Raw genomic sequence first — 24,645 nt, forward strand, 5'->3', positions numbered from 1 at the left:
CTGCGATAGCGGTGTGTCAGGCAACACATCTGCCACTGACACTCCGCTATCGCGGGCAAGCCCGGCTCCCACTTGGGCTCTGTGTCACTTCACAAGTTATCTACCGCCCATAATCGCGATGTAGTCCTGGGTCCAGCGGCTGTACGGCACGAACTTGCCGCCTTCAGCCTGAGGGGTTTTCCAGAACGCGATTTTTTCGAATTGGTCGAAACCGTTGGTTTTGCAGCCTTCAGCGCCAAGCAGTTCACTGCCGGTGCACGCCGCCGGCACTGCCGGCAACGAACCAAACCAGGCCGCCACATCACCCTGGACTTTCGGTTGCAGCGACCAGTCCATCCACTTGTAAGCGCAGTTCGGGTGCTTGGCTTCGGCGTGCAACATGGTGGTGTCGGCCCAACCAGTGGCGCCTTCTTTCGGAACGGTCGAAGCAATCGGCTGCTTCTCGTTAATCAGGCCGTTGACTTGATACGGCCAGGCACCGGACGCGACCACGCCTTCGTTTTTGAAGTCGCTCATCTGCACGGTGGTGTCATGCCAGTAGCGATGGATCAGCGGCTGCTGGGCACGCAGCAGATCCAGCACAGCTTTGTACTGGGCTTCGCTCAGTTCGTACGGGTTCTGGATACCCAATTCCGGCTTGGCGGTTTTCAGGTAGAGCGCTGCGTCAGCGATGTAGATCGGGCCGTCATACGCCTGCACGCGACCCTTGTTCGGCTTGCCGTCCGGCAGGTTTTGCGCATTGAACACCACGCCCCAACTGGTCGGCGCGGTCTTGAACACGTTGGTGTTGTACATCAGCACGTTCGGGCCCCACTGATAGGGGGTGCCATAGGTCTGGTTGTTGACCACATACCAAGGCGCATCTTTGAGGCGCGGGTCGATGTTTTTCCAGTTCGGGATCAACGCCGTATTGATTGGTTGCACACGCTTGCCGCCGATCAACCGCAGCGAAGCATCGCCCGACGCCGTTACCAGGTCGTAACCACCCTTGGCCATCAAGCTGACCATTTCGTCGGAAGTGGCGGCAGTCTTGACGTTCACCTTGCAGCCGGTTTCCTTTTCGAAACCGGTCACCCAGTCGTAAGCCTTATCGCTTTCTCCACGTTCGATGTAACCGGGCCAGGCCACAATATCCAGTTGACCTTCGCCGGCGCCGACAGCTTTGAGCGGTTCGGCGGCCTGGAGACAGGCGCTGGCCAACAGCGCGGTAGTGATTGCACTGAGCAGTGCGGTCTTGTGCACGAACATGGGAATTCCCTCTTCTTTAATTATGGTCGGGGCAGTTGTGAACGTGGTGAAGCATGCCGTTAGCGGCTTGTTATTAGCGTAGTCAGAGATGCTGTCCGTGGCGCGCCATGATGTGCCGCACCACGCTGTAGTCCTGAAGCGAATCGCTGGATAAGTCTTTGCCGTAGCCCGAACGCTTCAGGCCACCATGGGGCATTTCGCTGACCAGCATGAAATGGCTGTTGATCCAGGTGCAGCCATACTGCAAGCGCGCCGCGACCTGCATCGCCTTGTCCAGGTTCTGGGTCCAGACCGAGGAGGCGAGGCCGTATTCGGAGTCGTTGGCCCAGTCCACCGCGTGTTCGAGTTCGTCGAAACGGGTCACGGTGACCACCGGCCCGAACACTTCACGCTGAACGATCTCATCGCTTTGTTTGCAGCCGGCCAGCAGTGTCGGTTGGTAATAGAAGCCGGCACCTGAGTGCACCGCTGCGCCGGTCACGCGTTCGATGTGCGGTTGACCGAGGGCGCGTTCGACGAAACTGGCCACGCGGTCGCGCTGGCGAGTGCTGATCAGTGGGCCGATTTCGTTGTCGGCATCGCGTTTGCCGGCGAAGCGCAGGCTGCTGACCGCCGCGCCGAGTTCGGCCACCAAACGGTCATGAATCCCGGCCTGTGCATAAATCCGGCACGCGGCGGTGCAATCCTGGCCGGCATTGTAGTAACCGTAGGTGCGCACGCCTTCGACCACGGCCTGAATGTCCGCATCGTTGCAAACGATTACCGGCGCTTTACCGCCAAGTTCGAGGTGCGTGCGTTTCAACGTTTTGGCGGCGGCCTGGAGGATTTTTTGCCCGGTGACGATATCGCCGGTCAACGACACCATGCGCACTTTAGGATGACTGACCAAATGGCTGCCGACGCCTTCACCGCCGCCGCAGATGATGTTGATCACGCCGCGCGGCAGGATCTCGGCCAGCGCAGGCGCCAGGGCCAGGATCGACAGCGGCGTGTGTTCGGACGGTTTGAACACCAGCGTGTTGCCGGCGGCGAGGGCCGGGGCGATTTTCCACGCGGCCATCATGATCGGGTAATTCCACGGCGCGATGGACGCGACGACCCCGATAGGATCGCGACGCACCATGCTGGTGTAGCCCGGCAGGTACTCGCCGCTGAGCTGTCCGGTCTGGCAACGCACGGCGCCGGCAAAGAAGCGGAACACATCAACTGTTGCGCTCAAATCGTCCTGGCGGGCCAGGTGCAACGGCTTGCCGCAGTTCAGCGATTCGAGACGGGCGAGGAGGTCGGCTTGTTTTTCGATGGCGTTGGCGATGTCCAGCAGCAGGTTTGAACGTTGCTGCGGTGTGGTCCGCGACCAACCGGCGAAGGCGCGGTGGGCGGCGAGGATGGCGGCTTCGACTTGCTCGGTGCTGGCTTCGGCGATATGCGTCAGCACTTCCCCGGTGGCGGGGTTGAGGATTGGTTCGACAAAACCCTGGCCTGCGACCAATTCGCCATCGATCAACAACGCGGTGAACAACGGGGTCTGCGCGCCAGCCATTTTGCGGGTTCTCTTTTCTTGTGTGGCCATGCTGCTCCCTGTGACTGGGGCCCGGCCGTCTTATATAGATGCATAAAGACTAGTGCGCGGACCCGAGGTCGACAAATTCTAAATACTGAAGGTGGCGTTCGATTAAATAGATGGCTTGCGCCCGCCGTGAGGTTGCTCGCGGGCGACGGTCAGGAACGGGTCCACCAGCGCCGGGCGCGCGGTGCCACGGCGCCAGGCCAGGCCGACGTCGAGGGTCTGGCTCAGGTCGGCAATCGGTCGTGCTTCGATAATGTCACCCTCCAGTGACCACGGGCGATAGGTCATGTCGGGCTGGATCGACACACCCAAACCGGCGGCCACCAGACTTCGTACTGCCTCTGTTGAAGCCGTTCTGAGAGTGATGCGCGGTTGCAGTGATGCCGCGGACCACATGCGCTGGGCGTTGCGATCCATCTCATCGACGTTCAATTGAATCAGCGGTTCTCGCGCCACGTCGGCAAGGTTGATGCTGTCGTGTTCCAGCAACGGATGCTGTGCCGGCAGCCATAAGCGATGGGGCGAATGCGTCAAGACTTCGGTTTGCAGGGCATGACGGTCTTCGAGGTTGGACAGGATCAGCACGCCGACATCAATCTCGCCACTGACCAGCAAATGCTCGATGTATGGGCGTTCATCCTCCATCACCCGGATCTCGACATTGGGATAGGCGCGCTGGAAACGGGTGAGCAAATCCGCCAGATAGTAACCGGCGACCAGGCTGGTCACGCCGATGATCAACTGGCCGGCAACCTGGTCGGTGCTTTGTTGCAGGCTGCGTTTGGCGTTGTCCACCGTTGCCAGAATCAGGTGCGCCTGGCGCAGAAATTGATGACCCTGGTGGGTCAGCGTCATGCCCTTGGCGTGACGATTAAACAGGCCGACGCCGATTTCCTGCTCCAGTTGCTGGATGGCCAGGGTCAGTGTCGATTGGGAAATGAATGCGGTTTGTGCGGCGGCGGAGATCGAACCGGTCTCGGCCACAGCAATGAAATGACGAATCTGACGCAAGGTCATCATGGGGGAAGTACCCGGTGGGCGGTTTTTATAGATTCGTATGAGTGTATATCGTTTTAATCGATGGGCTCCTCGGCGTTACAAGAGATGAGCAACATCTGGAAGCACTCTCGCCGGCAGGGGGCGGGCACTTTCGATCTAGGCTGGTGGCCGGTTTTCCCTTTCGTGGAGGCGGCAAATGAATACTCGTGGATTGCTTGACCAACTTCTCAAGTCCGGTCAGGACCTGTTGCAGAACAAGGCCGGTGGAAATCAGAACAAGGCATCCAGCGGCGGCCTCGGTGGTTTGCTCTCGGGCGCGAGCGGTGGTGCGTTGGCGGCGGGGGCAATGGGCCTGCTGCTCGGTAGCAAAAAGGCCCGGAACGTCGGCGGCAAAGTCGCCATTTACGGCGGCCTCGCCGCATTGGGCGTGGTTGCCTACAAAGCCTATGGCAACTGGCAGACCCAGCAGGCCACCGCGCCGCTTTCTAACACAAGAAGTGAACCACAAACCCTCGACCGCTTGCCCCCGGCGCAAGTCGAACTGCACAGCCAGGCAATACTCAAGGCGTTGATCGCTGCGGCAAAAGCCGATGGCCACATTGATGAGCGCGAGCGCGCGCTGATCGAAGGGGAATTCACCAAGCTCGACAACGATCAGGAGTTGCAGCACTGGCTGCATGCCGAACTCAACAAGCCACTGGACCCGGCGGAAGTAGCCCGCGCCGCGAGCACGCCGGAAATGGCCGCCGAAATGTACATCGCCAGCGTGATGCTGGTGGATGAACAGAGCTTTATGGAGAAGTCCTACCTTGCTGAACTGGCGCGTCAGTTGAGGCTGGAGCCGGGATTGAAAGCTGAGTTGGAGAAACAGGTGCTTCAAGCTTCAATGTAGGCCTATCCAGAGCAAATCTGATGTGGGGGCGGTGTACTGCCTAATATTCGATGTGACCACTTATCGGAATGAGGTGACTACTGTCAGATCTGACAGTAGTCAGTACCATTTCTCAAGCTTCCAATGGCTCTGTCTATTACTGGCAGGAGCCACCACCATGACAACCAAGTCTTCAACCGATAGCCGCAATGAAAAAATCGAGTCGCACGGCAGATTGACCGATCCTCGCGCCATTCCGCAAAAGCCTCTGCCCGAAGAATGGATCCACAACGCTGACGCTGAAATCCCGGTGGGGGATGGGCCGATCACTGTTGTCTTCAGTCGGGAGGGCGACCTTGCTTTTGTCCTGAATAACAGAGAGAACTCGGTCACAGTCATTGATGTCAGGTCGGCAAGGCCAATCAAGACTATTGAAGTTGGCTCTGGTCCCCGAGGTGCCAGCGCTAGTCCAAATGGTCGTGATGTTGTTGTTTGTCATGGCAACGCGGCTTCGGTTATCGATTGCAGCACCCTTGAAGTCAGGGCCGTCATTGAGGGCGTTTCAACCTTGGTGAATACGCCTTTTAGTCCGGATGGAAAATACGTTTATTTCTGCTCTTACGGGGATCCGGAAATTACGATTGTCGATGCGGAAAATTTGGAAGTGGTTGACAGGATTTCTTTAGAGGGGCGTCCTGACGTATTTTCCATAGTGTTGAGTCCGTCTAAGCCGTTGGCGTACATCAGTAACACCGAGCAGGGCGAGGTCTTGATTTTCCATACGCAGACTTGGGCATTAATCAAGAAGGTAAAAGTGGGTCAAGGCCCTACTGGTCTTGCCATCTCTTCAGATGGCGAACTTCTGGTGGGATGCAATTTTCAGGATGATACGGTTTCATTCATTCGTCTCAATGATGACGCAGTAGTTGGAACAGTTCGCGTTGGACCAAATCCGATTGCAGTTGTATTCAGTCCAGATGGGCATCGTGCCTACGTCGCCGATGGTGGGGGGGATACGGTATCGGTTATTGATGCTGAAAATTTTGAGAGAGTCGAGGTGTTGCCTGTTGGGCCTATTCCGTACGATGTGGCGATCAATCCTGAGGGGACGCGGGTATACACCGCTAATGTTGGTTCTGGCTCGGTTTCAGTCCTTAACGTAGGCCCATCCGAAATTGTCGAAGACTTTGAGTCTGTCGAGCCCACCCAAATCGGAGGGATTGGCGAAACAATGTTGACCGATATCTTCAAGGTGACACTGCTTGATGTATCGGATCCGAATCAGTATCTGGCAATTTCCAATGCGGATTGGGGGCGTGAGTGGGTAAGCGGGAATGCCCTCAATAATTATGATGCTTACACTGACAAGATGATGACGTACTCTTTGGAGTTGATTGAAGGTACTGCAAGCACCATCAGATTTTGGGTGGCTAACGGTAATAACACGTCGCTGATCCCTTATTTGGACGTATGGTTTATGCATGGGCCGGACAATGTGATCGATGCCCAACATTTCTCCTGGCCGCGGGATACCGTTTTCGAAATGCAGGTTGATTCTGGTCTCCTCCAAGGTATTCAGGCCATACAGATCAGGACGAATGGTCAGTTTGTTATCGATCAAATTACAGTTGTGCCGGAGTGAAAAGGTAAACACCCAATGTTGCCGGTGGTGACAAGTGTCACCGCGTAATCGTTCTTCGCGAGCAGGCTCGCTCCCACACTCGACCGAGTTGTCCAAACGGACGCGATCCAAGGTGGGAGCGAGCCTGCTCGCGATGGCATGCTCAGCAACGCCATGGATTTCATCGCCATTCCAACTTCCGTTTCTTCCGATTCACTACTGGCAATAGTCTTATAAATGAAACACTGCCCTCGGCTATACTCCCCAGCATTTGAACCACCCCGAGGACTGACTGTGAAGAATTGGACGTTGCGCCAACGCATCTTGGCGAGTTTTGCTGTAATCATCGCCATCATGTTGTTGATGGTCGTCGTCTCGTATTCGCGGCTGTTGAAGATCGAGTCAAGCGAAGCCAGTGTTCGCGAAGATGCGCTTCCCGGGCTGTATTACAGTTCGATGGTTCGCGGTGCCTGGTCCGACGGTTATCTACGGATGCTGGGCATGCTTGGTCTGGAGCAAGGGCAGGGCCTCAGCGCTGAGGATGTCTCGGAGTTCAAGGGCTACGCCACGCGTCTGCAAGAGCAAATGGAGCTCTATCGCGAGACGGTCACAACCGATCAAGATAAAGTCGAGTACGCCGCCTTCGAAAAATCTCATGAGGATTACAGCCGGATTCTGTCAGCCGTGATCGAGTTGTACAAACGCAACCAGGGCGCCGAAGCGATCAAGATGTTCAATGAAGAGCTGACCCCGACCTGGACGGCGGGTCGGATGAAACTCTCTGACATTTTGCGCCACAACAAAGCGGTGGCAGACCAGGACGTAGCAGCCATCGATGACGCCGTCGTCACCGCCAAAGTAGTCATGGGCATTTCCTTGCTGATCGCCGTACTGGCTTCCGCGCTTTGCGGCCTATTGTTGATGCGCGCCATCATGGCGCCGATGAACCGTATCGTGAGAATCCTCGACATCATGCGTACCGGCGACCTCAGCGGTCGCTTGAACCTGGAGCGCAAGGATGAATTTGGCGCCGTGGAAACCGGCTTCAACGACATGATGACCGAGCTGACATCCCTGGTCTCTCAGGCCCAGCGCTCGTCGGTGCAGGTCACCACGTCTGTCACCGAGATCGCCGCCACGTCCAAGCAACAACAAGCCACCGCCACCGAAACCGCCGCCACCACCACCGAAATCGGCGCGACGTCCCGCGAAATTGCCGCGACGTCCCGTGATCTGGTGCGCACCATGACCGAAGTCTCCACCGCCGCCGATCAGGCCTCGGTGCTGGCCGGTTCCGGGCAGCAAGGCCTGGCGCGCATGGAAGAAACCATGCATTCGGTGATGGGCGCGGCTGATCTGGTCAATGCCAAGCTGGCGATCCTCAACGAGAAGGCCGGCAACATCAATCAGGTGGTGGTGACCATCGTCAAAGTCGCCGACCAGACCAACCTGCTGTCGTTGAACGCCGCCATCGAGGCCGAGAAGGCCGGTGAATACGGGCGCGGTTTTGCCGTGGTCGCCACTGAAGTGCGGCGTCTGGCGGATCAGACCGCCGTGGCCACTTACGACATCGAGCAAATGGTGCGTGAGATTCAATCGGCGGTATCCGCCGGGGTCATGGGCATGGACAAATTCTCCGAAGAAGTGCGCCGTGGCATGTCCGAAGTGCAGCAGGTCGGTGAGCAGTTGTCACAGATCATCCACCAGGTTCAGGCGCTGGCGCCGCGCGTCTTGATGGTCAACGAAGGCATGCAGGCGCAAGCCACCGGTGCCGAACAGATCAACCACGCGCTGGTGCAATTGGGCGATGCCAGCAGCCAGACCGTCGAGTCTTTGCGCCAGGCCAGCTTCGCCATTGACGAGCTGAGCCAGGTGGCCGTCGGACTGCGCAGCGGCGTTTCGCGATTCAAAGTCTGATGAGCGAACTTGCGGCCAAACGCGGCGCCGTGGTGCCGGTCAAACAATCGTTGTTTCTGGTGTTTCGCATCGGCAGCGAACGCTTTGCCTTGCAGGCCATCGAGGTGGCGGAAGTGCTGCCGCGTCTGCCGTTAAAGCCGATTGCCAAAGCGCCGCACTGGGTGGCCGGGGTATTTGCTTATCGGGGTGCGGTGGTGCCGGTGATCGATCTTAGTGCGCTGACCTTCGGCCAACCGGCCCAGGCCCGCACCAGCACGCGGCTGGTGCTGGTCAATTACTGCCCGGATGAAACGATTCCGACGCAATGGCTTGGGCTGATTCTGGAGCAGGCGACTGACACGTTGCGCTGCGACCCGGCGGAGTTTCAGCCGTACGGCCTCGACAACCGTCAGGCGCCCTACCTGGGGCGGGTGCGCGAAGACGCGCAGGGGCTGCTGCAATGGGTGCGGGTTGCCGATTTGCTCGAGGAGCACGTTCGTGCGCTGTTGTTCCCGTCGCCGCCACTCGATCCGGCGCTGCTTGAGGAGCCGTCATGAGCAGCGATCAACGGTTTTTCGATTTCCTCAAAGAGCGCATCGGCCTCGACGTGACGTCGGTGGGACCTGCGATCATCGAGCGTGCGGTGCACCAGCGCAGCCTCGCGTCCAATGCGCTGACGGCCGACGAGTATTGGCACACGCTGCAACGTTCGCAGGACGAACAACAGGCGCTGATCGAAGCGGTGATCGTGCCTGAAACCTGGTTTTTCCGATACCCGGAATCGTTCGCGACGCTGGCGAAGCTGGCCACCAAGCGACTGGTCGAGATCAACAACATGCGCGCGCTGCGGATTCTCAGCTTGCCGTGTTCAACCGGTGAAGAACCGTATTCCATCGCTATGGCCTTGCTCGATGCCGGGCTCAAACCGCATCAATTCAAGGTGGAAGGCATGGACGTCAGCCCGCTGTCGGTGGAAAAAGCCCGGCGTGCGCTGTACGGCAAAAACTCGTTTCGCGGTCAGGACATCGCCTATCGTGAGCGGCATTTCCGCGCCGAAGATGACGTCTATCGCCTCAGCGATCGCGTGCTTGAACAGGTGCGTTTGCAAGTTGGCAACTTGCTGGATCCGGGGTTGCTGGCAGGCGAGCCGCCGTATGATTTTGTGTTCTGTCGCAACCTGCTGATCTATTTCGATCAGCCGACCCAGCGGCAGGTGTTCGAGGTGCTCAAGCGCCTGACCCATGTCGACGGTGTGCTGTTTATCGGTCCGGCCGAGGGCAGTTTACTGGGGCGTTTGGGGATGCGCTCTATTGGCATTGCGCAGTCGTTTGCGTTCAGCCGTCAGAGTGTGCCGGAGCCGGAACCGTTTCCAGTGTTTGTGCCGGCACCGCTGCCGGTGCGCCAACCGGCGCGCAGTGCGCCACCGCCACCCGTGCGCATTCGCCCGTTCGCCACCGTTACGCCGCCCCCCGACACGGCGAAAGCCTCGGACGCCACCGCGTTGCTGGCGAACATCGCCGTGCTGGCCAACGAAGGCAAAAGTGTTGAAGCCCGCGCCGCGTGCGAACAGTATTTGCGCAGCCACGAACCGGTCGCGCAGGTGTTTTACTGGCTGGGATTGCTCAGCGATGTCAGCGCAAACGCCTTCGAAGCCCAAGGTTTTTATCGCAAGGCGTTGTACCTTGAGCCGCAACATCCCGACGCGTTGATGCACCTCGCAGCCTTGCTGCAATCCCAGGGTGATGCAGCGGGTGCCAGACGATTGCAGGACCGCGCCGCCCGCAGCGAGCGCGCTGACAGTGAGCGTAAACGATGAACGCCTCCGACAGCTTTAGCGTCACCCACGAAGATGCCCAGGCCATCGACGATTGCTGGAACCGCATCGGTGTCCACGGCGACAAGTCCTGCCCACTGCTGACCGAGCACATTCACTGCCGCAACTGCTCGGTGTACTCGGCCGCCGCCACGCGCTTGCTCGACCGCTACGCGTTGCAACAGGACGACCGCGTACAACACTCGGCGACGGTCGAAACCGAGGTAAAAACCCGCTCGCTGCTGATGTTCCGGCTCGGCGAAGAGTGGCTGGGGCTGGCCACTCGCAGCCTGGTTGAAGTGGCGCCGCTGCAAGCCATTCATTCCTTGCCGCATCAGCGCTCCCGAGCCTTGCTCGGCGTGGCGAATGTGCGCGGTGCGCTGGTCGCGTGCCTGTCGCTGGTGGAGCTGCTAGGGCTCGACGCGACCAATAACGTTACTTCCAGCGCGCGGGTCATGCCGCGCATGCTGATCATCGCCGCCCACGGTGGGCCGGTGGTGGTGCCGGTGGACGAGGTCGACGGGATTCATGCCATCGACGAGCGGATTCTCGATGCCGCCTCACAATCCGGCACTCAGGCCAGCGGCAAATACACCCGAGGTGTGTTGCCTTTCAAAGGTCGCAGCTTGCGTTGGCTGGATGAAGAACAGCTGCTGTCCGCCGTGACCCGGAGCCTCACATGACCCCCGAGCAAATGCGCGACGCCTCGTTACTGGAGCTGTTCAGCCTCGAAGCCGAGGCCCAGACCCAAGTGCTAAGCGCAGGCCTGTTGGCACTGGAGCGCGACCCGACCCAGGCCGATCAACTCGAATCCTGCATGCGCGCGGCGCACTCGCTCAAGGGAGCGGCGCGGATCGTCGGTGTCGACGCCGGGGTCAGCGTTTCGCACGTGATGGAAGACTGTCTGGTCAGTGCACAAGAAGGGCGCTTGTACCTGCGGCCCGAGCACATTGATGCGTTGTTGCAAGGCACCGACCTGTTGATGCGCATCGCCACGCCCAACAACAGCCTGACGCCGGCGGATATCGACAGCTATGTGGCGTTGATGGCGCAGTTGCTCGATCCGCTGGCACCCGCCGCGCCGATCAGCATGCCCGTCATGCCCGAGCGTCAGCTAGAACAGCCCCGCGTCGAGCTGCCAGTCCCGGTCGTTGAGCAGCCTATCGCTGCGCCGGTCGAGCCTCTACGCCAGGCTAAACGCACCACCGAAAACGGTGAGCGCGTGCTGCGCGTGACGGCCGAGCGTTTGAACAGCCTGCTCGACCTGTCGAGCAAATCCCTCGTCGAAACCCAGCGTCTCAAGCCGCACCTGGCGACCATGCAACGCCTCAAGCGCATGCAAAACAACGGTCTGCGGGCGCTGGAAAACCTCAACGTGCATCTCAAGGATCACGCCCTGAGTCTGGAAGCCCAGGAAGCGCTCGAAGATGCGCGACGGTTGCTGGCGGAATCCCAGCAACTGCTGATCGAAAAAAACGCCGAGCTGGATGAGTTCGCCTGGCAGGCCAGTCAACGGGCGCAGGTGTTGTACGACACCGCGCTGGCTTGTCGCATGCGGCCGTTTGCCGATGTGCTGACCGGGCAGGTGCGCATGGTCCGCGATCTGGGCCGGGACCTGGGCAAGCAGGTTCGGCTGGAAATCGAGGGCGAGAAAACCCAGGTCGACCGCGACGTCCTGGAAAAACTCGAAGCGCCGCTGACTCATTTATTGCGCAACGCCGTGGATCACGGCATCGAATCCCCTGAGCAACGGCTGCTGGCCGGCAAACCGGCGCAAGGGCTGATTCGTCTGCGTGCCTCCCACCAGGCAGGTCTGCTGGTGTTGGAGTTGAGCGACGACGGCCAAGGCGTCGATCTGGAAAAGGTTCGCCGCAGCATCGTCGAGCGCCAGCTGTCCCCAGCGCAAACCGCCGCTCAACTGAGCGAAGAAGAGCTGCTGACGTTTTTGTTCCTGCCGGGTTTCAGCCTGCGCGACAAGGTCACCGAAGTGTCCGGGCGCGGCGTGGGGCTGGATGCGGTTCAGCACATGGTCCGCGAATTGCGCGGTGCGGTGGTGCTGGAGCAGACGGCGGGCGAGGGCAGTCGTTTCCACCTCGAAGTGCCGCTGACGTTGTCGGTGGTCCGTAGCCTGGTGGTGGAAGTCGGTGACGAGGCTTATGCGTTTCCGCTGGCCCACATCGAACGCATGTGCGACCTGGAGCCGGCAGACATTGTGCAAGTCGAAGGGCGTCAGCATTTCTGGCACGAAGGTCGGCATGTCGGGCTGGTGGCGGCCAGTCAGCTGTTACAGCGCCCGGTCAGCCAGAGCAGTCTGCAAACCCTTAAAGTCGTGGTCATCCGTGAGCGCGATGCGATCTACGGCGTGGCGGTAGAGCGTTTTATCGGCGAGCGGACGTTAGTCGTATTGCCGCTGGACGAACGACTGGGCAAGGTCCAGGACATCTCCGCCGGGGCCTTGCTCGACGATGGCTCGGTGGTGCTGATCGTCGACGTCGAGGACATGCTGCGTTCTGTGGATAAACTGCTCAACACTGGACGCCTGGAGCGCATTGCCCGCCACAGCAATCAGGTGGCCGAAGCGGCGCGCAAACGAATTCTGGTGGTTGACGACTCACTGACGGTTCGCGAGTTGCAACGCAAGCTGCTGCTCAATCGCGGCTACGATGTGGCGGTGGCGGTCGACGGAATGGATGGCTGGAACGCCCTGCGTTCGGAAGATTTCGATCTGCTGATCACCGACATTGATATGCCGCGCATGGATGGCATCGAACTGGTGTCGTTGTTGCGCCGTGACATTCGCCTGCAATCACTGCCGGTGATGGTGGTGTCGTACAAGGATCGTGAAGAGGACCGTCGTCGTGGACTGGACGCCGGGGCTGACTATTATCTGGCCAAAGCCAGTTTTCATGATGATGCCCTGCTGGATGCAGTGGTTGAGCTCATCGGAGGAGCACGGGCATGAAAATCGCCATCGTCAACGACATGCCCATGGCAGTGGAGGCTTTACGCCGCGCCCTGGCGTTTGAACCGGCGCACCAGGTCATCTGGGTCGCCGGCAATGGCAAGGAAGCGGTGCAACAGTGTGCCGAACAGACGCCGGATCTGATCCTGATGGATTTGATCATGCCGGTGATGGACGGGGTTGAAGCGACACGACGAATCATGGCCGAAACGCCGTGTGCCATTGTGATCGTCACCGTGGATCGCCAGCAAAATGTGCATCGGGTGTTTGAGGCCATGGGCCATGGCGCCCTCGATGTGGTCGATACCCCGGCGCTGGGTGCCGGTAATGCCCAGGAAGCGGCCGCGCCGCTGTTGCGCAAGATCATGAACATTGGCTGGCTGATTGGCGAGCGGGGTAATCAGGAGCGATCGGTGCGCAGCCCGCTGCGCAGCGCCGCCTCGCGCCAACGCCTGATCGCCATCGGTTCATCCGCTGGCGGGCCGGCAGCGCTGGAAGTTCTGCTCACGGGCTTGCCGCGAGATTATTCGGCGGCCATCGTGCTGGTGCAGCATGTGGATCAGGTGTTCGCCGCCGGCATGGCCGAATGGCTTGGCAGGGTCAGCGGCTTGAACGTGCGCCTGGCCGTGGAGGGTGAGACACCTCAGGCCGGAACGGTGTTGCTGGCGGGCACCAACCATCATATTCGTTTGTTGAAAAACGGTACGCTGGCCTACACCGCCGAACCGATCAACGAAATCTACCGACCCTCGATCGATGTGTTTTTCGAGAGTGTGGCCAATTACTGGAATGGTGATGCCGTAGGGGTCTTGTTGACGGGCATGGGACGTGATGGCGCGCAGGGGCTTAAACTCATGCGCCAACAAGGCTACCTGACCATTGCTCAGGACCAGAACAGCAGTGCGGTATACGGAATGCCCAAAGCGGCCGCGGCCATCGACGCAGCCAAGGAAATTCGTCCACTGGACAAGATAGCGCCACGATTGCTGGAGATTTTTGCGAAGTGACCACCATTAGCAGTAATCCTGGCCCAAGTAGTACTTCAGGTGATCGCACATGAATGATTTACAGCTCGATGATTTCAAAACCAACGAAAACGCCGCCATGGTGTTGTTGGTGGACGATCAGGCGATGATCGGCGAAGCGGTGCGTCGCGGGTTGTCGAACGAAGACAATATCGACTTCCACTTCTGCTCCGACCCGCACCAGGCCATCGCCCAGGCGATCCGTATCAAGCCGACGGTGATCCTTCAGGATCTGGTGATGCCCGGCCTGGACGGCCTGAGCCTGGTGCGCGAGTACCGCAATCATCCGGCGACCAAGGACATTCCGATCATTGTCCTGTCGACCAAGGAAGACCCGCTGATCAAGAGCGCGGCGTTTGCAGCCGGCGCCAATGACTATCTGGTGAAGCTGCCGGACAACATCGAGCTGGTGGCGCGGATCCGCTATCACTCGCGCTCCTACACGATGCTGTTGCAGCGCGATGCGGCGTACCGTGCGTTGCGGGTCAGCCAGCAGCAATTGCTCGACACCAATCTGGTGCTGCAACGGCTGATGAACTCTGATGGCTTGACCGGGTTGTCGAACCGCCGGCATTTCGATGAGTACCTGGAACTGGAGTGGCGACGTTCGCAACGTGACCAGAGCCAACTGTCGTTGCTGATGATCGATGTCGATTACTTCAAGTCCTTCAACGACAGCTTCGGTCATCTGGAGGGCGATGAAGCCTTGCGCAAGGTGGCTGAAGCGATCCGCGACGCCGGCTCTCGCCCGTCCGACCTGCCGGCCCGTTACGGTGGCGAAGAGTTTGCGTTGGTGCTGCCCAATACCACGCCGGGCGGGGCACGTCTGGTGGCGGAGAAACTCCGCCAAACCGTGGCCGCGTTAAACATTGCGCATATTGCACCGACCGAAGGCTCAAGCCTGACCATCAGCATTGGCCTGTCCACCGTGATCCCGCAACCGGGCAGCAATTGCCGGCAATTGATCTCGGCGGCGGACAAGGGGCTGTACCTGGCGAAAAACAATGGGCGTAACCAAGTCGGGATCGAGTGACTGGCGACTGGATTTTGTGAACACAGATACCGAGTCTGGCAAATACCCCTGTGGCTAGGGAGCTTGCTCCCGCTGGGCTGCGAGGCAGCCCCCCTGCATTCTCTTAAGCGGTTGAGACCTCCAGCAGCAATTCACCGTAGAGCTTCTCGCCGCCATGATGACGAAATGTCCGATGTTCGATGGTCGCCAGTTGCTCCTTCCTCGCCTCGATAGCCTTTTCTTTCGCCCGCTCCTCACCGAACTTTTCCACGTTGAAAGATCGTGAGAGTTTCTTGCCTTCACGGGTCGTCGTTTGCGCGATCCAGTAAGTGTTTTTGCCGTTCGTCTGTCGTGAAACACCCGCCAGGCCACTGGTGTTATTGACACGCAGCTTTTGACGGATAGTGCAGCTCAGTGGTGGTGGGAAGCGGAGCATCTGCTCATTGCGAAACCGTTCGGCAGCGACACGTGCTGGACCCTCGCCTTCATGGCTGATGAACGTAAATTCCTTGTGCACCTTCATGGCGCCATCCCGGTACAACGATACCCGCCAAGCCAGGGCTCCCGACTTCTTGTGGCGGACTCGGATGATTGCGTAGTCGTTAGCGGTTGCTGGTATATCCGGGATATCAGTGAGCATCTGTGCCCCGTTCTCGGGTGATGGCTGATCAATCGACATAGGTCACATACCTGGCCATCAAGTTAGGCCGCTGAAATGTATCGATGCTGGCGACGCGTTGATGCATCTCCTTGACCACCTGTTTGAACGTCGCATCGTCCATGTCGATCCAGAAACGCGGGTTGCGACCGGTGAGGCGGTCGTATTCGGCGGTGGTCGGGTCGAGGTGGCGGTATTCCTCGTATTGCGGCAAGTCGGGTAAGGGGCGGCTGACGTCCATGTAGTTCTGGATGAAATCCCACAAGGCGCACGCGGGTGGCGTCTCGGGGCCGGGGCAAAGGAGGGCGCCGAAGTTGATCATGATGTTGCGGTAGCGGTGGGCGAGGTAGAGCACGTTCATCGGCATGCCCTGACTGTCCGGGGAAGTGGCGATGTAGGCATCGAACTCGTAGAACGGCGCGGTGAGTTCACCGATGGTGCCGTTCTTTTTATATTCACCGTTGTTTTTGTAGTCGAAGACGGTGACCAGGCCGGTGCGGCGGTTGAGTTCCCAGATCGGGCCTCGGGAGGCTTTTATCCAGAGGCTTGGGAGGAACTTAATTACTACTGTGCCGACCCCCCAGCACACTGAAGGAAGTCCCAGCAAAATAAAAAGAGTTGCGCTGTAGTCGTCTATGATATTGGTCAATGGTTTTTTTGTATCTATAAGTTCGGCAGTCAATATGAAAAATGAGAGGGTCAAAAAAATTAGAAACAAAGTGCGTCCTACCCCTAGCATATAAATCCAGAAGTGGGAACTGACGGGATGAAGGGCATATCTAAAGCGCTCATGGTCATCCGTCATATGAAAATCAATATGATCGAATGGACTTTGTGAATAGGTTCCTGTGGCTATTTGCTCATCGCGGTCTCGCTGGATTTTTTCTTGATGTCGAAGGTCGTTTGGCGAGTAATCTTCCACAAAACTTACCGGGCATACATCATCTGCGTTACCCCACGGCAATCTGGCCTTAGCAAAACGCATGATCCACGATCGTTCAGATGAACGCTCTTGCTGAGGTATTTCCTTCGACCCATAGGCAGTCTGGGCGTACCACGATTCATCAGTCATTAGTTACTATTCCGCGATTTATTTGTCACTTCGTCTGCCCAGTAAAGCTCACCCTCACTACCGAAGTTTGGTTTGTTATGAGTTATATCAAATGGCGTACCGTCATTGGGCGGTGGCACAGGAAAGTGCCAGCGTTGATTTTTTTGTTCCAGTACACACTGCGCTCTCACTTGCCATTGTTGTGTAATGCCAGATGAACCTGTGACCGAATCGAAGGCGTAGCTCGGCGGGGTTTCGAAAAACAGTTCCAGACCCTGCGGTAGCAGCCGTTGTGCTTTGGGCGAAACGAGTTGACTGTTGGTCAGTTTTTTGAAAGGCACGGTTTCACTTTTTATACGCCCGCCTTTGACTTCGAACGTATTGAGTCGGCAGTGAGCATTAATATTGATCGCGCCCAAGTGGGTAACCAACCCCGGCAAGTTGCTTTCTATGCGAATGCAGGTATTGGCCGAAATCACCTGAAAAGGCGTATTGGCGTGAATGTCATGTTTGGCATTGGGAACGAATTCAGGGTTGCTGCCGATGTTGATGCGAATGTCGGCAAACAAACTGTTCGCCGGCACGACCGGTTGCTGGACCCGTACGGCGCTGGCGTGATGTTCGTAAAGGCTGGCGCGCTCGGCATACAACGTCAGCAATTGCTGCTGCAGTTGGATCTGTGAAAGCAGATGCCGCAAGCGGTAGTGGGGGTCTTCAAGTAATACGCCGCACATGTGTTGACGCTCAGTCGACATACGTCACATATCTGGCCATCAAGTTAGGCCGTTCAAACGTGTCGATGGTGTCGACGCGTTGATGCATTTCCTTGACCTCCTGCTTGAACGTTGCATCGTCCATGTCGATCCATAAACGCGGGTTGCGGCCGGTGAGGCGGTCGTATTCGGCGGTGGTCGGGTCGAGGTGGCGGTATTCCTCGTATTGGGGCAGGTCCGGCAGTGGGCGGCTGACGTCCATGTAGTTCTGGATGAAATCCCACAGGGCGCACGCGGGTTGCGTCTCGGGGCCGGGGCAGAGCAGGGCGCCGAAGTTGATCATGATGTTGCGGTAGCGGTGGGCGAGGTAGAGCACGTTCATCGGCATGCCCTGACTGTCCGGGGAAGTGGCGATGTAGGCGTCGAACTCGTAGAAGGGGGCGGATAGTTCACCGATGGTGCCGTTCTTTTTATATTCACCGTTGTTTTTGTAGTCGAAGACGGTGACCAGGCCGGTGCGGCGGTTGAGTTCCCAGATCGGGCCTCGGGAGGGTTTTATCCAGAGGTTGGGGAAGTGTTTTATGACTATTGAACCGACTGCCCAGCATAAGAGCGGGACGCCGAGAAGCCAGGAGTAGTATTCAATAAATATATTTTTAGTGAACTCCCACCAAGATTCATTTACCAACGAAATTAATGAGATGTGTCCGGGGATACTGAATATAAAACAAATGTAAAAAACCCATTTTCCTAAGGCTTTCATATATAGCCAAAAGTGAGAGCTCGCAGGAAGAAGCGCGTATCTGAATCGCTCGTGGTCATCCCTTATGTGGAAATCAATAAGTTCGTATGGGGTTGGGTAATAGTTGTTGATGGCTATTTGTTCCTCGCGTTGTCTTTTGGCTTTTTCTTGAAATCTAATGTCTCTTGGCGAGTAATCCTCCACGAAACTTACCGGGCATACTTCATCTGCGTTGCCCCAAGGTAACCTGACTTTAGCAAAACGCATTATCCACGACCGTTCAGATGATCGCTCTTGCTGAGGTACCTCATTAGCCCCGTACGCAGTTTTGGCGTAATACGACTCCTTAGTCATTAGTTAGTATTCCCGGGTTTGTTTGTAAATTCGTCAGCCCAATAAATTTTATCTACGCTTTCGAAGTTCGGTTTTTTATGGGTTTCATCAAAGGGCGTACCGTCCTTGGGTGGTGGCGCAGGAAAATGCCAGCGTTGATTTTTTTGTTCCAGTACGCACTGCGCTCTCACTTGCCACCTTTGCTCGATGCCAGATGAGCGTGCCGCTAAATCAAAGGCATAGCTTGGAGGGGTTGAGAAGAAAAGTTCCAACCCCTGCGGTAGCATTCTTTGTGCTTTGGGTTGGACGATTTCGCTATTGATCAGTTTTTTGAAAGGTACTATTTCACTTTTTATGCGCCCACCTTTAACTTCGTATTTACTGAGTCGGCAGTGAGCATTGATATTGAGCGCGCCTAAGTTTGAAATTAAGCCTGGCAAGTTACTCTCAATACGAATACAGGTGTTGGATGAGATCACTTGAAATGGTGTTTTTGCATGAGTGTCAATTTTGGCATTAGGGACGAATTCGGGGTTGGTACTCACGCTGATGCGAATATCGGCAAACAAACTGATCAGGTAATAAAAAGCACTCTGTGGATCCAGTAAATGCACATTGTTCGAATGAACTTGCGTACCGAAAGGGCCATTGACCAGCCACTCCTCGATAGGCTTGTCGCTTAGCCACCAGGCAATTCCGGCGCCGATTATGATCAAGATCAGCGCTACCCAACCTGCCGGACCAAGACCGAGGAAAGTGACGCCGCCGACAATCAGTACACTGAAAGCGCTAACTACGCCGCCTGCCGCCATCATCAGATAGCCCCACATTGCATCATCGCCCCACAGTAGGGCATACCAGGTGTCGTAAAAATTAACTGCGGCAAAAACTACGCCAATTGTTACTTGCGCTATGAGGCGCACGGTTAATGTCCTGACAATGCTTTTTTCGAAACGACGAAAAATTATTTTTGCCGCCTCATCTGAAATAGTAAAAATGACTTTGCGACCCGTCGCTAAAACCGATTTGGTACTGGCAAGTTTTACCGTCAGCATTTCCAAAGCGATAGCTAGATCCAACCCAGCTCCGAATGCGCCAATGCTGACGCGAAGTGATCCCTTCTCTCGTAAAACTTGTGATTGCCCCTGCAACTCCGTCCTTACATTCCAAACCTCTAACATCAAAACCCCCGCCGCAAACGGCAACGAGTTCAACACCCGATAAACCCGGCTTTTCCCCAACTCCGAAAGTTCATCTACACCCTTTTGCAGCGTTCCTTTCACATTCGTTTTGTCACCCGCCCGCGCTTCAACATCCGCTTTATGCACCGCATTAATCCGTCGATTCAGCGCACTAAGATTGCGCGCCGTCGAATGTTCCACCGGCATCACCAGCAGTTTGTAATTACCCGTAAGAGGAGCGCTCGGTATCTCAAATGCATCAGCGGCATTTCCCACTTTCAACACCCGACCTTCTGCATCCAGATACTCCCCCATAACCCGCCGTGGCCGCTGATCCCCGGACGGCACATCGGTCAAACCAAAGAGGTGATAACGCTGCGGATCAGCATCCCGACGATTGATGAAATGCACCTCGCCAAAGGTCTTGCGCAACAGTCCTACGCCGAGGCCATGCAGATAGGCGCTGGTAGGGGCAGGGGTGGCTTGTGCACCGGACAGTTTGTTCACTGCGCTGCTGGCGGTTTCAACAGCCCCCGCTAGATTTTCGTAAATGCTGACCAACGTCCCGACCGCTGCTTTCGATTGGCCGGTGAGGGTGCTACTCAGGCTGCCGCTGGCCAGCAGGCCTTCGAGCAAATGACCGTCAAGATGTTCGACTTGCGGGTAATAAGGCCCCGGATCGCTTTCGAATACGGCGAGGTGTTCGGCGCGCAACCGTCCATCACCGTCGTTAACCGTTTTCTCGCTGGGCGGCAGATAAGGCACGTCCAGTGCGGCGTTATCGACGGCGGGCCAGAGCATTTCGTGCAGCGGGTGCGCCGGGTCGTGGGCGATGTCGTTGAGCAATGCCTGGCCGACGCTGGCCTGGGGGCTGTAGAGGCTCAAACCGGTCACGGCGTTGGTGGCATCGCCATTACTGGACAGCGGATCGAGTTGCGCGGGCACAGTGGCGAGGCTCGCGAAGGTCTGGCTGACGGCAAACAGTGCGGCGAGGTAGTCAAACCCGTCCAGGCTCAAATGATCGGCCAGGGTTTGCTGCGTCACCGGTTGTTGCAGGCACTCGGCGAGCAGCGTCTGCGCCCTGTTCAGTTGTTGCCAGAGCAGGGCGCGTTCGGCGGTGGCGGTGAAGCGGTTGATGTCGCGACGGCCAGCCTCTTTCACCTTGTCGAAGCAGGCGTGCAATGGGTTTTTCTGGCCGCCGAGGGTCGCCGGCACGATCAATTGCTGGACCAGTACGGCGCTGGCGTGGTGCGGGTGAAGGCTGGCGCGCTCGGCATACAACGTCAGCAATTGCTGCTGCAGTTGGATCTGTGAAAGCAGATGCCGCAAGCGGTAGTGGGGGTCTTCAAGTAATACGCCGCACATGTGTTGACGCTCAGTCGACATACGTCACATATCTGGCCATCAAGTTAGGCCGTTCAAACGTGTCGATGGTGTCGACGCGTTGATGCATTTCCTTGACCTCCTGCTTGAACGTTGCATCGTCCATGTCGATCCATAAACGCGGGTTGCGACCGGTGAGGCGGTCGTATTCGGCGGTGGTCGGGTCGAGGTGGCGGTATTCCTCGTATTGCGGCAAGTCGGGCAAGGGGCGGCTGACGTCCATGTAGTTCTGGATGAAATCCCACAAGGCGCACGCGGGTTGCGTCTCGGGGCCGGGGCAAAGGAGGGCGCCGAAGTTGATCATGATGTTGCGGTAGCGGTGGGCGAGGTAGAGCACGTTCATCGGCATGCCCTGGCTGTCCGGGGAAGTGGCGATGTAGGCGTCGAACTCGTAGAACGGCGCAGTGAGTTCACCGATGGTGCCGTTCTTTTTATATTCACCGTTGTTTTTGTAGTCGAAGACGGTGACTAGGCCGGTGCGGCGGTTGAGTTCCCAGATCGGGCCTCGGGAGGGTTTGATCCAGAGGTTGGGGAGTTTGTCTATTACCAATTTCCCTGCTATCCAACTGAGTAGTGGTGTGCCGAGCGCTATGGAGGAAAACTTTAAAAAATCAGATGCTGTATCCTGCCATTTTTCATTGGTGATAGTTAGTACTAATATAAAAGTCATAAGTAGTATTATTAAAAAGAACCAAAATAAAAATCTACCTATCGAGTATAGGTGAATCCAGAAGTGGGAACTTGCGGGTAGAAGGGCGTATCTGAAACGTTCGTGGTCATCCCTTATGTGAAAATCAATAAGTTCGTATGGGCTCGGGGCATAGGTGCTCGTGGCTATTTGCTTTTCGCGTTCGCTCTTGAATTGTTCTTGGCTTCTAAGAACTCTCGGAGAGTAATCCTCAACAAAATTTACGGGTGTTACGTCTTCAGTATTACCCCAAGGCAGTCTGACCTTGGCGAAACGCATAATCCACGGACGTTCAGTTGAACGTTCTTGCTGAGGTACTTCGCTATTCCAATAGGCAGTCTCGGCGTACCACGATTCATTGCTCATTAGTTGCTGTTCCGTGATTTATTTGTCACTTCGTCTGCCCAGTAGAGTTCACCCTCACTGCCGAAGTTGGGTTTGTTGCGGTTTGCATCAAATGGCGAGCCATCCTTGGGCGGTGGCACAGGAAAGTGCCAGCGTTGATTTTTTTGTTCCAGTACACACTGCGCTCTCACTTGCCATTGTTGTGTAATGCCAGATGAACCTGTGACCGAATCGAAGGCGTAGCTCGGCGGGGTTTCGAAAAATAGTTCCAGACCCTGCGGTAGCAGCCGTTGTGCTTTGGGCGAAACGAGTTGACTGTTGATCAGTTTTTTGAAAGGCACGGTTTCACTTTTTATACGCCCTCCTTTGACTTCGAACGTATTGAGTCGGCAGTGAGCATTAATATTGATCGCGCCCAAGTGGGTAACCAACCCCGGCAAGTTGCTTTCTATGCGAATGCAGGTATTGGCCGAAATCACCTGAAAAGGCGTATTGGCGTGAATGTCATGTTTGGCATTGGGAACGAATTCAGGGTTGCTGCCGATGTTGATGCGAATGTCGGCAAACAAACTGATCAGGTAGTAGAAGCTACGCTGCGGATCCAGCAGGTGCGCATTGCCTGAATGAATTTGAGTGCCGAACGGGCCATTGACTAGCCACTCTTCAACGGGCTTGTCGGTTAGCCACCACGCCAGTCCGGCTCCGATTACGATCAATATCAGTGCTGCCCAGCCACCCGGACCCAGTCCCAGAAAGATGACGGTAGTAACGACCAGATTGCTGAGCGCGCTGATAGCGCCACCCACGGCCATCATTAAATACGCCCAACCGGCGTCATCGCCCCATTTCCACGCGTGCCAAGCGTCTGTCAAGCAAATGGCCGTAAGAACTAGTCCAGAACTTATTTGCGCAAGGATTCGACCGGTAAATTTTCTAACCAAACGCTTGGCGAAAGAACGGAAGACTTTTCTCGCTGACTCCTCTGGAATAGTAAAAAGAACTTTGCGACCAGCCATTAAAACTGATTTGTTAGCGGCGAGTTTTACTGTGAGTAATTCCAGCGCGATTACAAAGTCAATCATTGCACCACCAACTCCGCCAATGGCTCTGCCGAATCCCTTCTCTCTTATTACTTGATCGTATGCATGAGCTTCCATCCGCACATTCCAAACCTCCAACATCAAAACCCCCGCTGCAAACGGAAGCGAGCCCAACACGCGATAAACCCGGCTATTCGCCAGCCCCGCATGCTCATCCACACCCTGCTGCAATGCACTTTTCATGTTGGTTTTGTCAGTTCCCCGCGCTTCCACATCCTCTTTATGAACTGCATTAATCCGCTGATTCAGCACACTGAGGTTGCGCACCGTCGGATGGTCCAACGGCATCACCAGCAGTTTGTAATTTCCTGTGCGAGGGACGCTCGGCGTCTCGAACGCGTCGGTATTCCCCGCCTTCAGCGGCTGACCCTGAGCACTTAAATACTCACCCACGACCCGCCGTGGCTGCAGATCGCCGGACGGCACATCGGACAGGCCGAAGAGGTAGACACGCTGCGGATCAGCGTCACGCCGATTGATGAAATACGCCTCGCCAAAAGTGTCGGGCATCAAGCTGCGCAGCAGCCCCACGCCAAGCCCATGCAGATAGGTGCTGGTGTGGGCGTGGGTGGTCTGTGGTCCGGACGGTCTGTTCACCGCGCTGCTGGCGGTTTCGACGGCCCCCGCCAGATTTTCGTAAATGCTGACCAACGTCCCGACCGCCGCTTTCGATTGGCCGGTGAGTGTGCTGCTCAGGCTACCGCTAGCCAGCAGGCCTTCGAGCAAATGACCGTCAAGGTGTTCGACCTGCGGGTAATAAGGTCCCGGATCGCTTTCGAACACGGCGAGATGATCGGCGCGCAACCGACCATCCCCGTTGTTAACCGTTTTCTCGCTGGGCGGCAGATAAGGCACGTCCAGTGCGGCGTTATCGACGGCGGGCCAGAGCATTTCGTGCAGCGGGTGCGCCGGGTCGTGGGCGATGTCGTTGAGCAATGCCTGGCCGACGCTGGCCTGGGGGCTGTAGAGGCTCAAACCGGTCACGGCGTTGGTGGCATCGCCATTACTGGACAGCGGATCGAGTTGCGCGGGCACAGTGGCGAGGCTCGCGAAGGTCTGGCTGACGGCAAACAGTGCGGCGAGGTAGTCAAACCCGTCCAGGCTCAAATGATCGGCCAGGGTTTGCTGCGTCACCGGTTGTTGCAGGCAGTCGGCAAGCAGCGCCTGCGCCATGTTCAGTTGTTGCCAGAGCAGGGCGCGCTCAACGGTGGCGGTGAAGCGGTTGATGTCGCGACGGCCAGCCTCTTTCACCTTGTCAAAGCAGGCGTGCAATGGGTTTTTCTGGCCGCCGAGGGTCGCCGGCACGATCAATTGCTGGACCAGTACGGCGCTGGCGTGGTGCGGGTGAAGGCTGGCGCGCTCGGCATACAACGTCAGCAATTGCTGCTGCAGTTGGATCTGTGAAAGCAGATGCCGCAAGCGGTAGCGAGGGTCTTC

General features: G+C 57.1%; 19 protein-coding genes. 9 read left to right on the plus strand and 10 right to left on the minus strand.

Annotation, left to right across the window (positions count from 1 at the left end; genetic code table 11):
- Nucleotides 1-96 precede the first annotated feature (96 nt).
- The 3 genes from ydcS to ACA048_RS05320 all read right to left on the minus strand — a co-directional run bounded on the left by ydcS (nucleotide 97) and on the right by ACA048_RS05320 (nucleotide 3,835).
- Nucleotides 97-1,248, minus strand: a complete 1,152-nt coding sequence (gene ydcS, locus ACA048_RS05310) for a putative ABC transporter substrate-binding protein YdcS (protein WP_497628230.1) — start codon at nucleotides 1,246-1,248, stop codon at nucleotides 97-99.
- An 82-nt stretch (nucleotides 1,249-1,330) separates the two neighbouring features.
- Nucleotides 1,331-2,788, minus strand: coding sequence for a gamma-aminobutyraldehyde dehydrogenase (locus tag ACA048_RS05315; protein WP_497629802.1), 1,458 nt, complete (start codon nucleotides 2,786-2,788; stop codon nucleotides 1,331-1,333).
- Between the two features lie 132 nt (nucleotides 2,789-2,920).
- Nucleotides 2,921-3,835, minus strand: coding sequence for a LysR family transcriptional regulator (locus tag ACA048_RS05320; protein WP_008072897.1), 915 nt, complete (start codon nucleotides 3,833-3,835; stop codon nucleotides 2,921-2,923).
- A gap of 175 nt (nucleotides 3,836-4,010) precedes the next feature.
- Here ACA048_RS05320 and ACA048_RS05325 point away from each other — a divergent pair, with 175 nt between their 5' ends.
- From ACA048_RS05325 to ACA048_RS05365, 9 genes are all read left to right on the plus strand, one after another.
- Nucleotides 4,011-4,706 (plus strand): tellurite resistance TerB family protein, encoded by a 696-nt coding sequence (locus ACA048_RS05325; RefSeq protein WP_497628231.1) that lies wholly within the window; start codon nucleotides 4,011-4,013, stop codon nucleotides 4,704-4,706.
- 157 nt (nucleotides 4,707-4,863) lie between these two features.
- Nucleotides 4,864-6,327, plus strand: a complete 1,464-nt coding sequence (locus tag ACA048_RS05330) for a YncE family protein (protein ID WP_497628232.1) — start codon at nucleotides 4,864-4,866, stop codon at nucleotides 6,325-6,327.
- 273 nt (nucleotides 6,328-6,600) lie between these two features.
- Entirely contained in the window at nucleotides 6,601-8,223 is a 1,623-nt protein-coding gene (locus tag ACA048_RS05335) for a methyl-accepting chemotaxis protein (protein ID WP_497628233.1), read from the plus strand.
- A complete protein-coding gene (locus ACA048_RS05340; protein ID WP_497628234.1) occupies nucleotides 8,223-8,759 on the plus strand; it encodes a chemotaxis protein CheW in 537 nt (178 codons plus the stop codon). The genes ACA048_RS05335 and ACA048_RS05340 overlap by 1 nt, the downstream gene beginning before the upstream one ends.
- Entirely contained in the window at nucleotides 8,756-10,018 is a 1,263-nt protein-coding gene (locus ACA048_RS05345) for a CheR family methyltransferase (RefSeq protein ID WP_497628235.1), read from the plus strand. The genes ACA048_RS05340 and ACA048_RS05345 overlap by 4 nt, the downstream gene beginning before the upstream one ends.
- On the plus strand, nucleotides 10,015-10,698 hold the full coding sequence (locus ACA048_RS05350) for a chemotaxis protein CheW (protein ID WP_497628236.1): 684 nt from the start codon (nucleotides 10,015-10,017) through the stop codon (nucleotides 10,696-10,698). The genes ACA048_RS05345 and ACA048_RS05350 overlap by 4 nt, the downstream gene beginning before the upstream one ends.
- Entirely contained in the window at nucleotides 10,695-12,977 is a 2,283-nt protein-coding gene (locus ACA048_RS05355) for a hybrid sensor histidine kinase/response regulator (protein ID WP_497628237.1), read from the plus strand. The genes ACA048_RS05350 and ACA048_RS05355 overlap by 4 nt, the downstream gene beginning before the upstream one ends.
- The gene (locus ACA048_RS05360; RefSeq protein ID WP_497628238.1) at nucleotides 12,974-13,984 is read left to right on the plus strand and encodes a chemotaxis response regulator protein-glutamate methylesterase; all 1,011 of its coding nucleotides are present in this window, start codon (nucleotides 12,974-12,976) and stop codon (nucleotides 13,982-13,984) included. The genes ACA048_RS05355 and ACA048_RS05360 overlap by 4 nt, the downstream gene beginning before the upstream one ends.
- A gap of 49 nt (nucleotides 13,985-14,033) precedes the next feature.
- Nucleotides 14,034-15,035 carry a diguanylate cyclase domain-containing protein gene (locus tag ACA048_RS05365; protein WP_497628239.1) on the plus strand — a complete coding sequence of 334 codons (1,002 nt, stop codon included), beginning with the start codon at nucleotides 14,034-14,036 and terminating at the stop codon, nucleotides 15,033-15,035.
- Nucleotides 15,036-15,138: 103 nt separating this feature from the next.
- On the opposite strand, the gene ACA048_RS05370 is transcribed toward ACA048_RS05365, so the two are convergent.
- The 7 genes from ACA048_RS05370 to ACA048_RS05400 form a co-directional block, all read right to left on the minus strand.
- Nucleotides 15,139-15,693 carry an AP2/ERF family transcription factor gene (locus tag ACA048_RS05370; protein ID WP_497628240.1) on the minus strand — a complete coding sequence of 185 codons (555 nt, stop codon included), beginning with the start codon at nucleotides 15,691-15,693 and terminating at the stop codon, nucleotides 15,139-15,141.
- Nucleotides 15,683-16,744 (minus strand): hypothetical protein, encoded by a 1,062-nt coding sequence (locus ACA048_RS05375; RefSeq protein WP_497628241.1) that lies wholly within the window; start codon nucleotides 16,742-16,744, stop codon nucleotides 15,683-15,685. Before ACA048_RS05375 ends, ACA048_RS05370 begins: the two co-directional genes overlap by 11 nt.
- Nucleotides 16,744-17,421 (minus strand): hypothetical protein, encoded by a 678-nt coding sequence (locus ACA048_RS05380; protein WP_497628242.1) that lies wholly within the window; start codon nucleotides 17,419-17,421, stop codon nucleotides 16,744-16,746. The genes ACA048_RS05375 and ACA048_RS05380 overlap by 1 nt, the downstream gene beginning before the upstream one ends.
- 46 nt (nucleotides 17,422-17,467) lie before the next feature.
- Complete coding sequence (locus ACA048_RS05385) at nucleotides 17,468-18,445, minus strand: hypothetical protein (protein ID WP_497628243.1); 978 nt, start codon at nucleotides 18,443-18,445, stop codon at nucleotides 17,468-17,470.
- An 86-nt stretch (nucleotides 18,446-18,531) separates the two neighbouring features.
- A complete protein-coding gene (locus ACA048_RS05390) occupies nucleotides 18,532-21,078 on the minus strand; it encodes a hypothetical protein (RefSeq protein WP_497628244.1) in 2,547 nt (848 codons plus the stop codon).
- On the minus strand, nucleotides 21,068-21,625 hold the full coding sequence (locus tag ACA048_RS05395; protein ID WP_497628245.1) for a hypothetical protein: 558 nt from the start codon (nucleotides 21,623-21,625) through the stop codon (nucleotides 21,068-21,070). The genes ACA048_RS05390 and ACA048_RS05395 overlap by 11 nt, the downstream gene beginning before the upstream one ends.
- 503 nt (nucleotides 21,626-22,128) lie before the next feature.
- Nucleotides 22,129-24,579, minus strand: a complete 2,451-nt coding sequence (locus ACA048_RS05400; RefSeq protein WP_497628246.1) for a hypothetical protein — start codon at nucleotides 24,577-24,579, stop codon at nucleotides 22,129-22,131.
- Nucleotides 24,580-24,645: the final 66 nt, after the last annotated feature.

Source organism: Pseudomonas sp. LBUM1659, assembly GCF_059716045.1.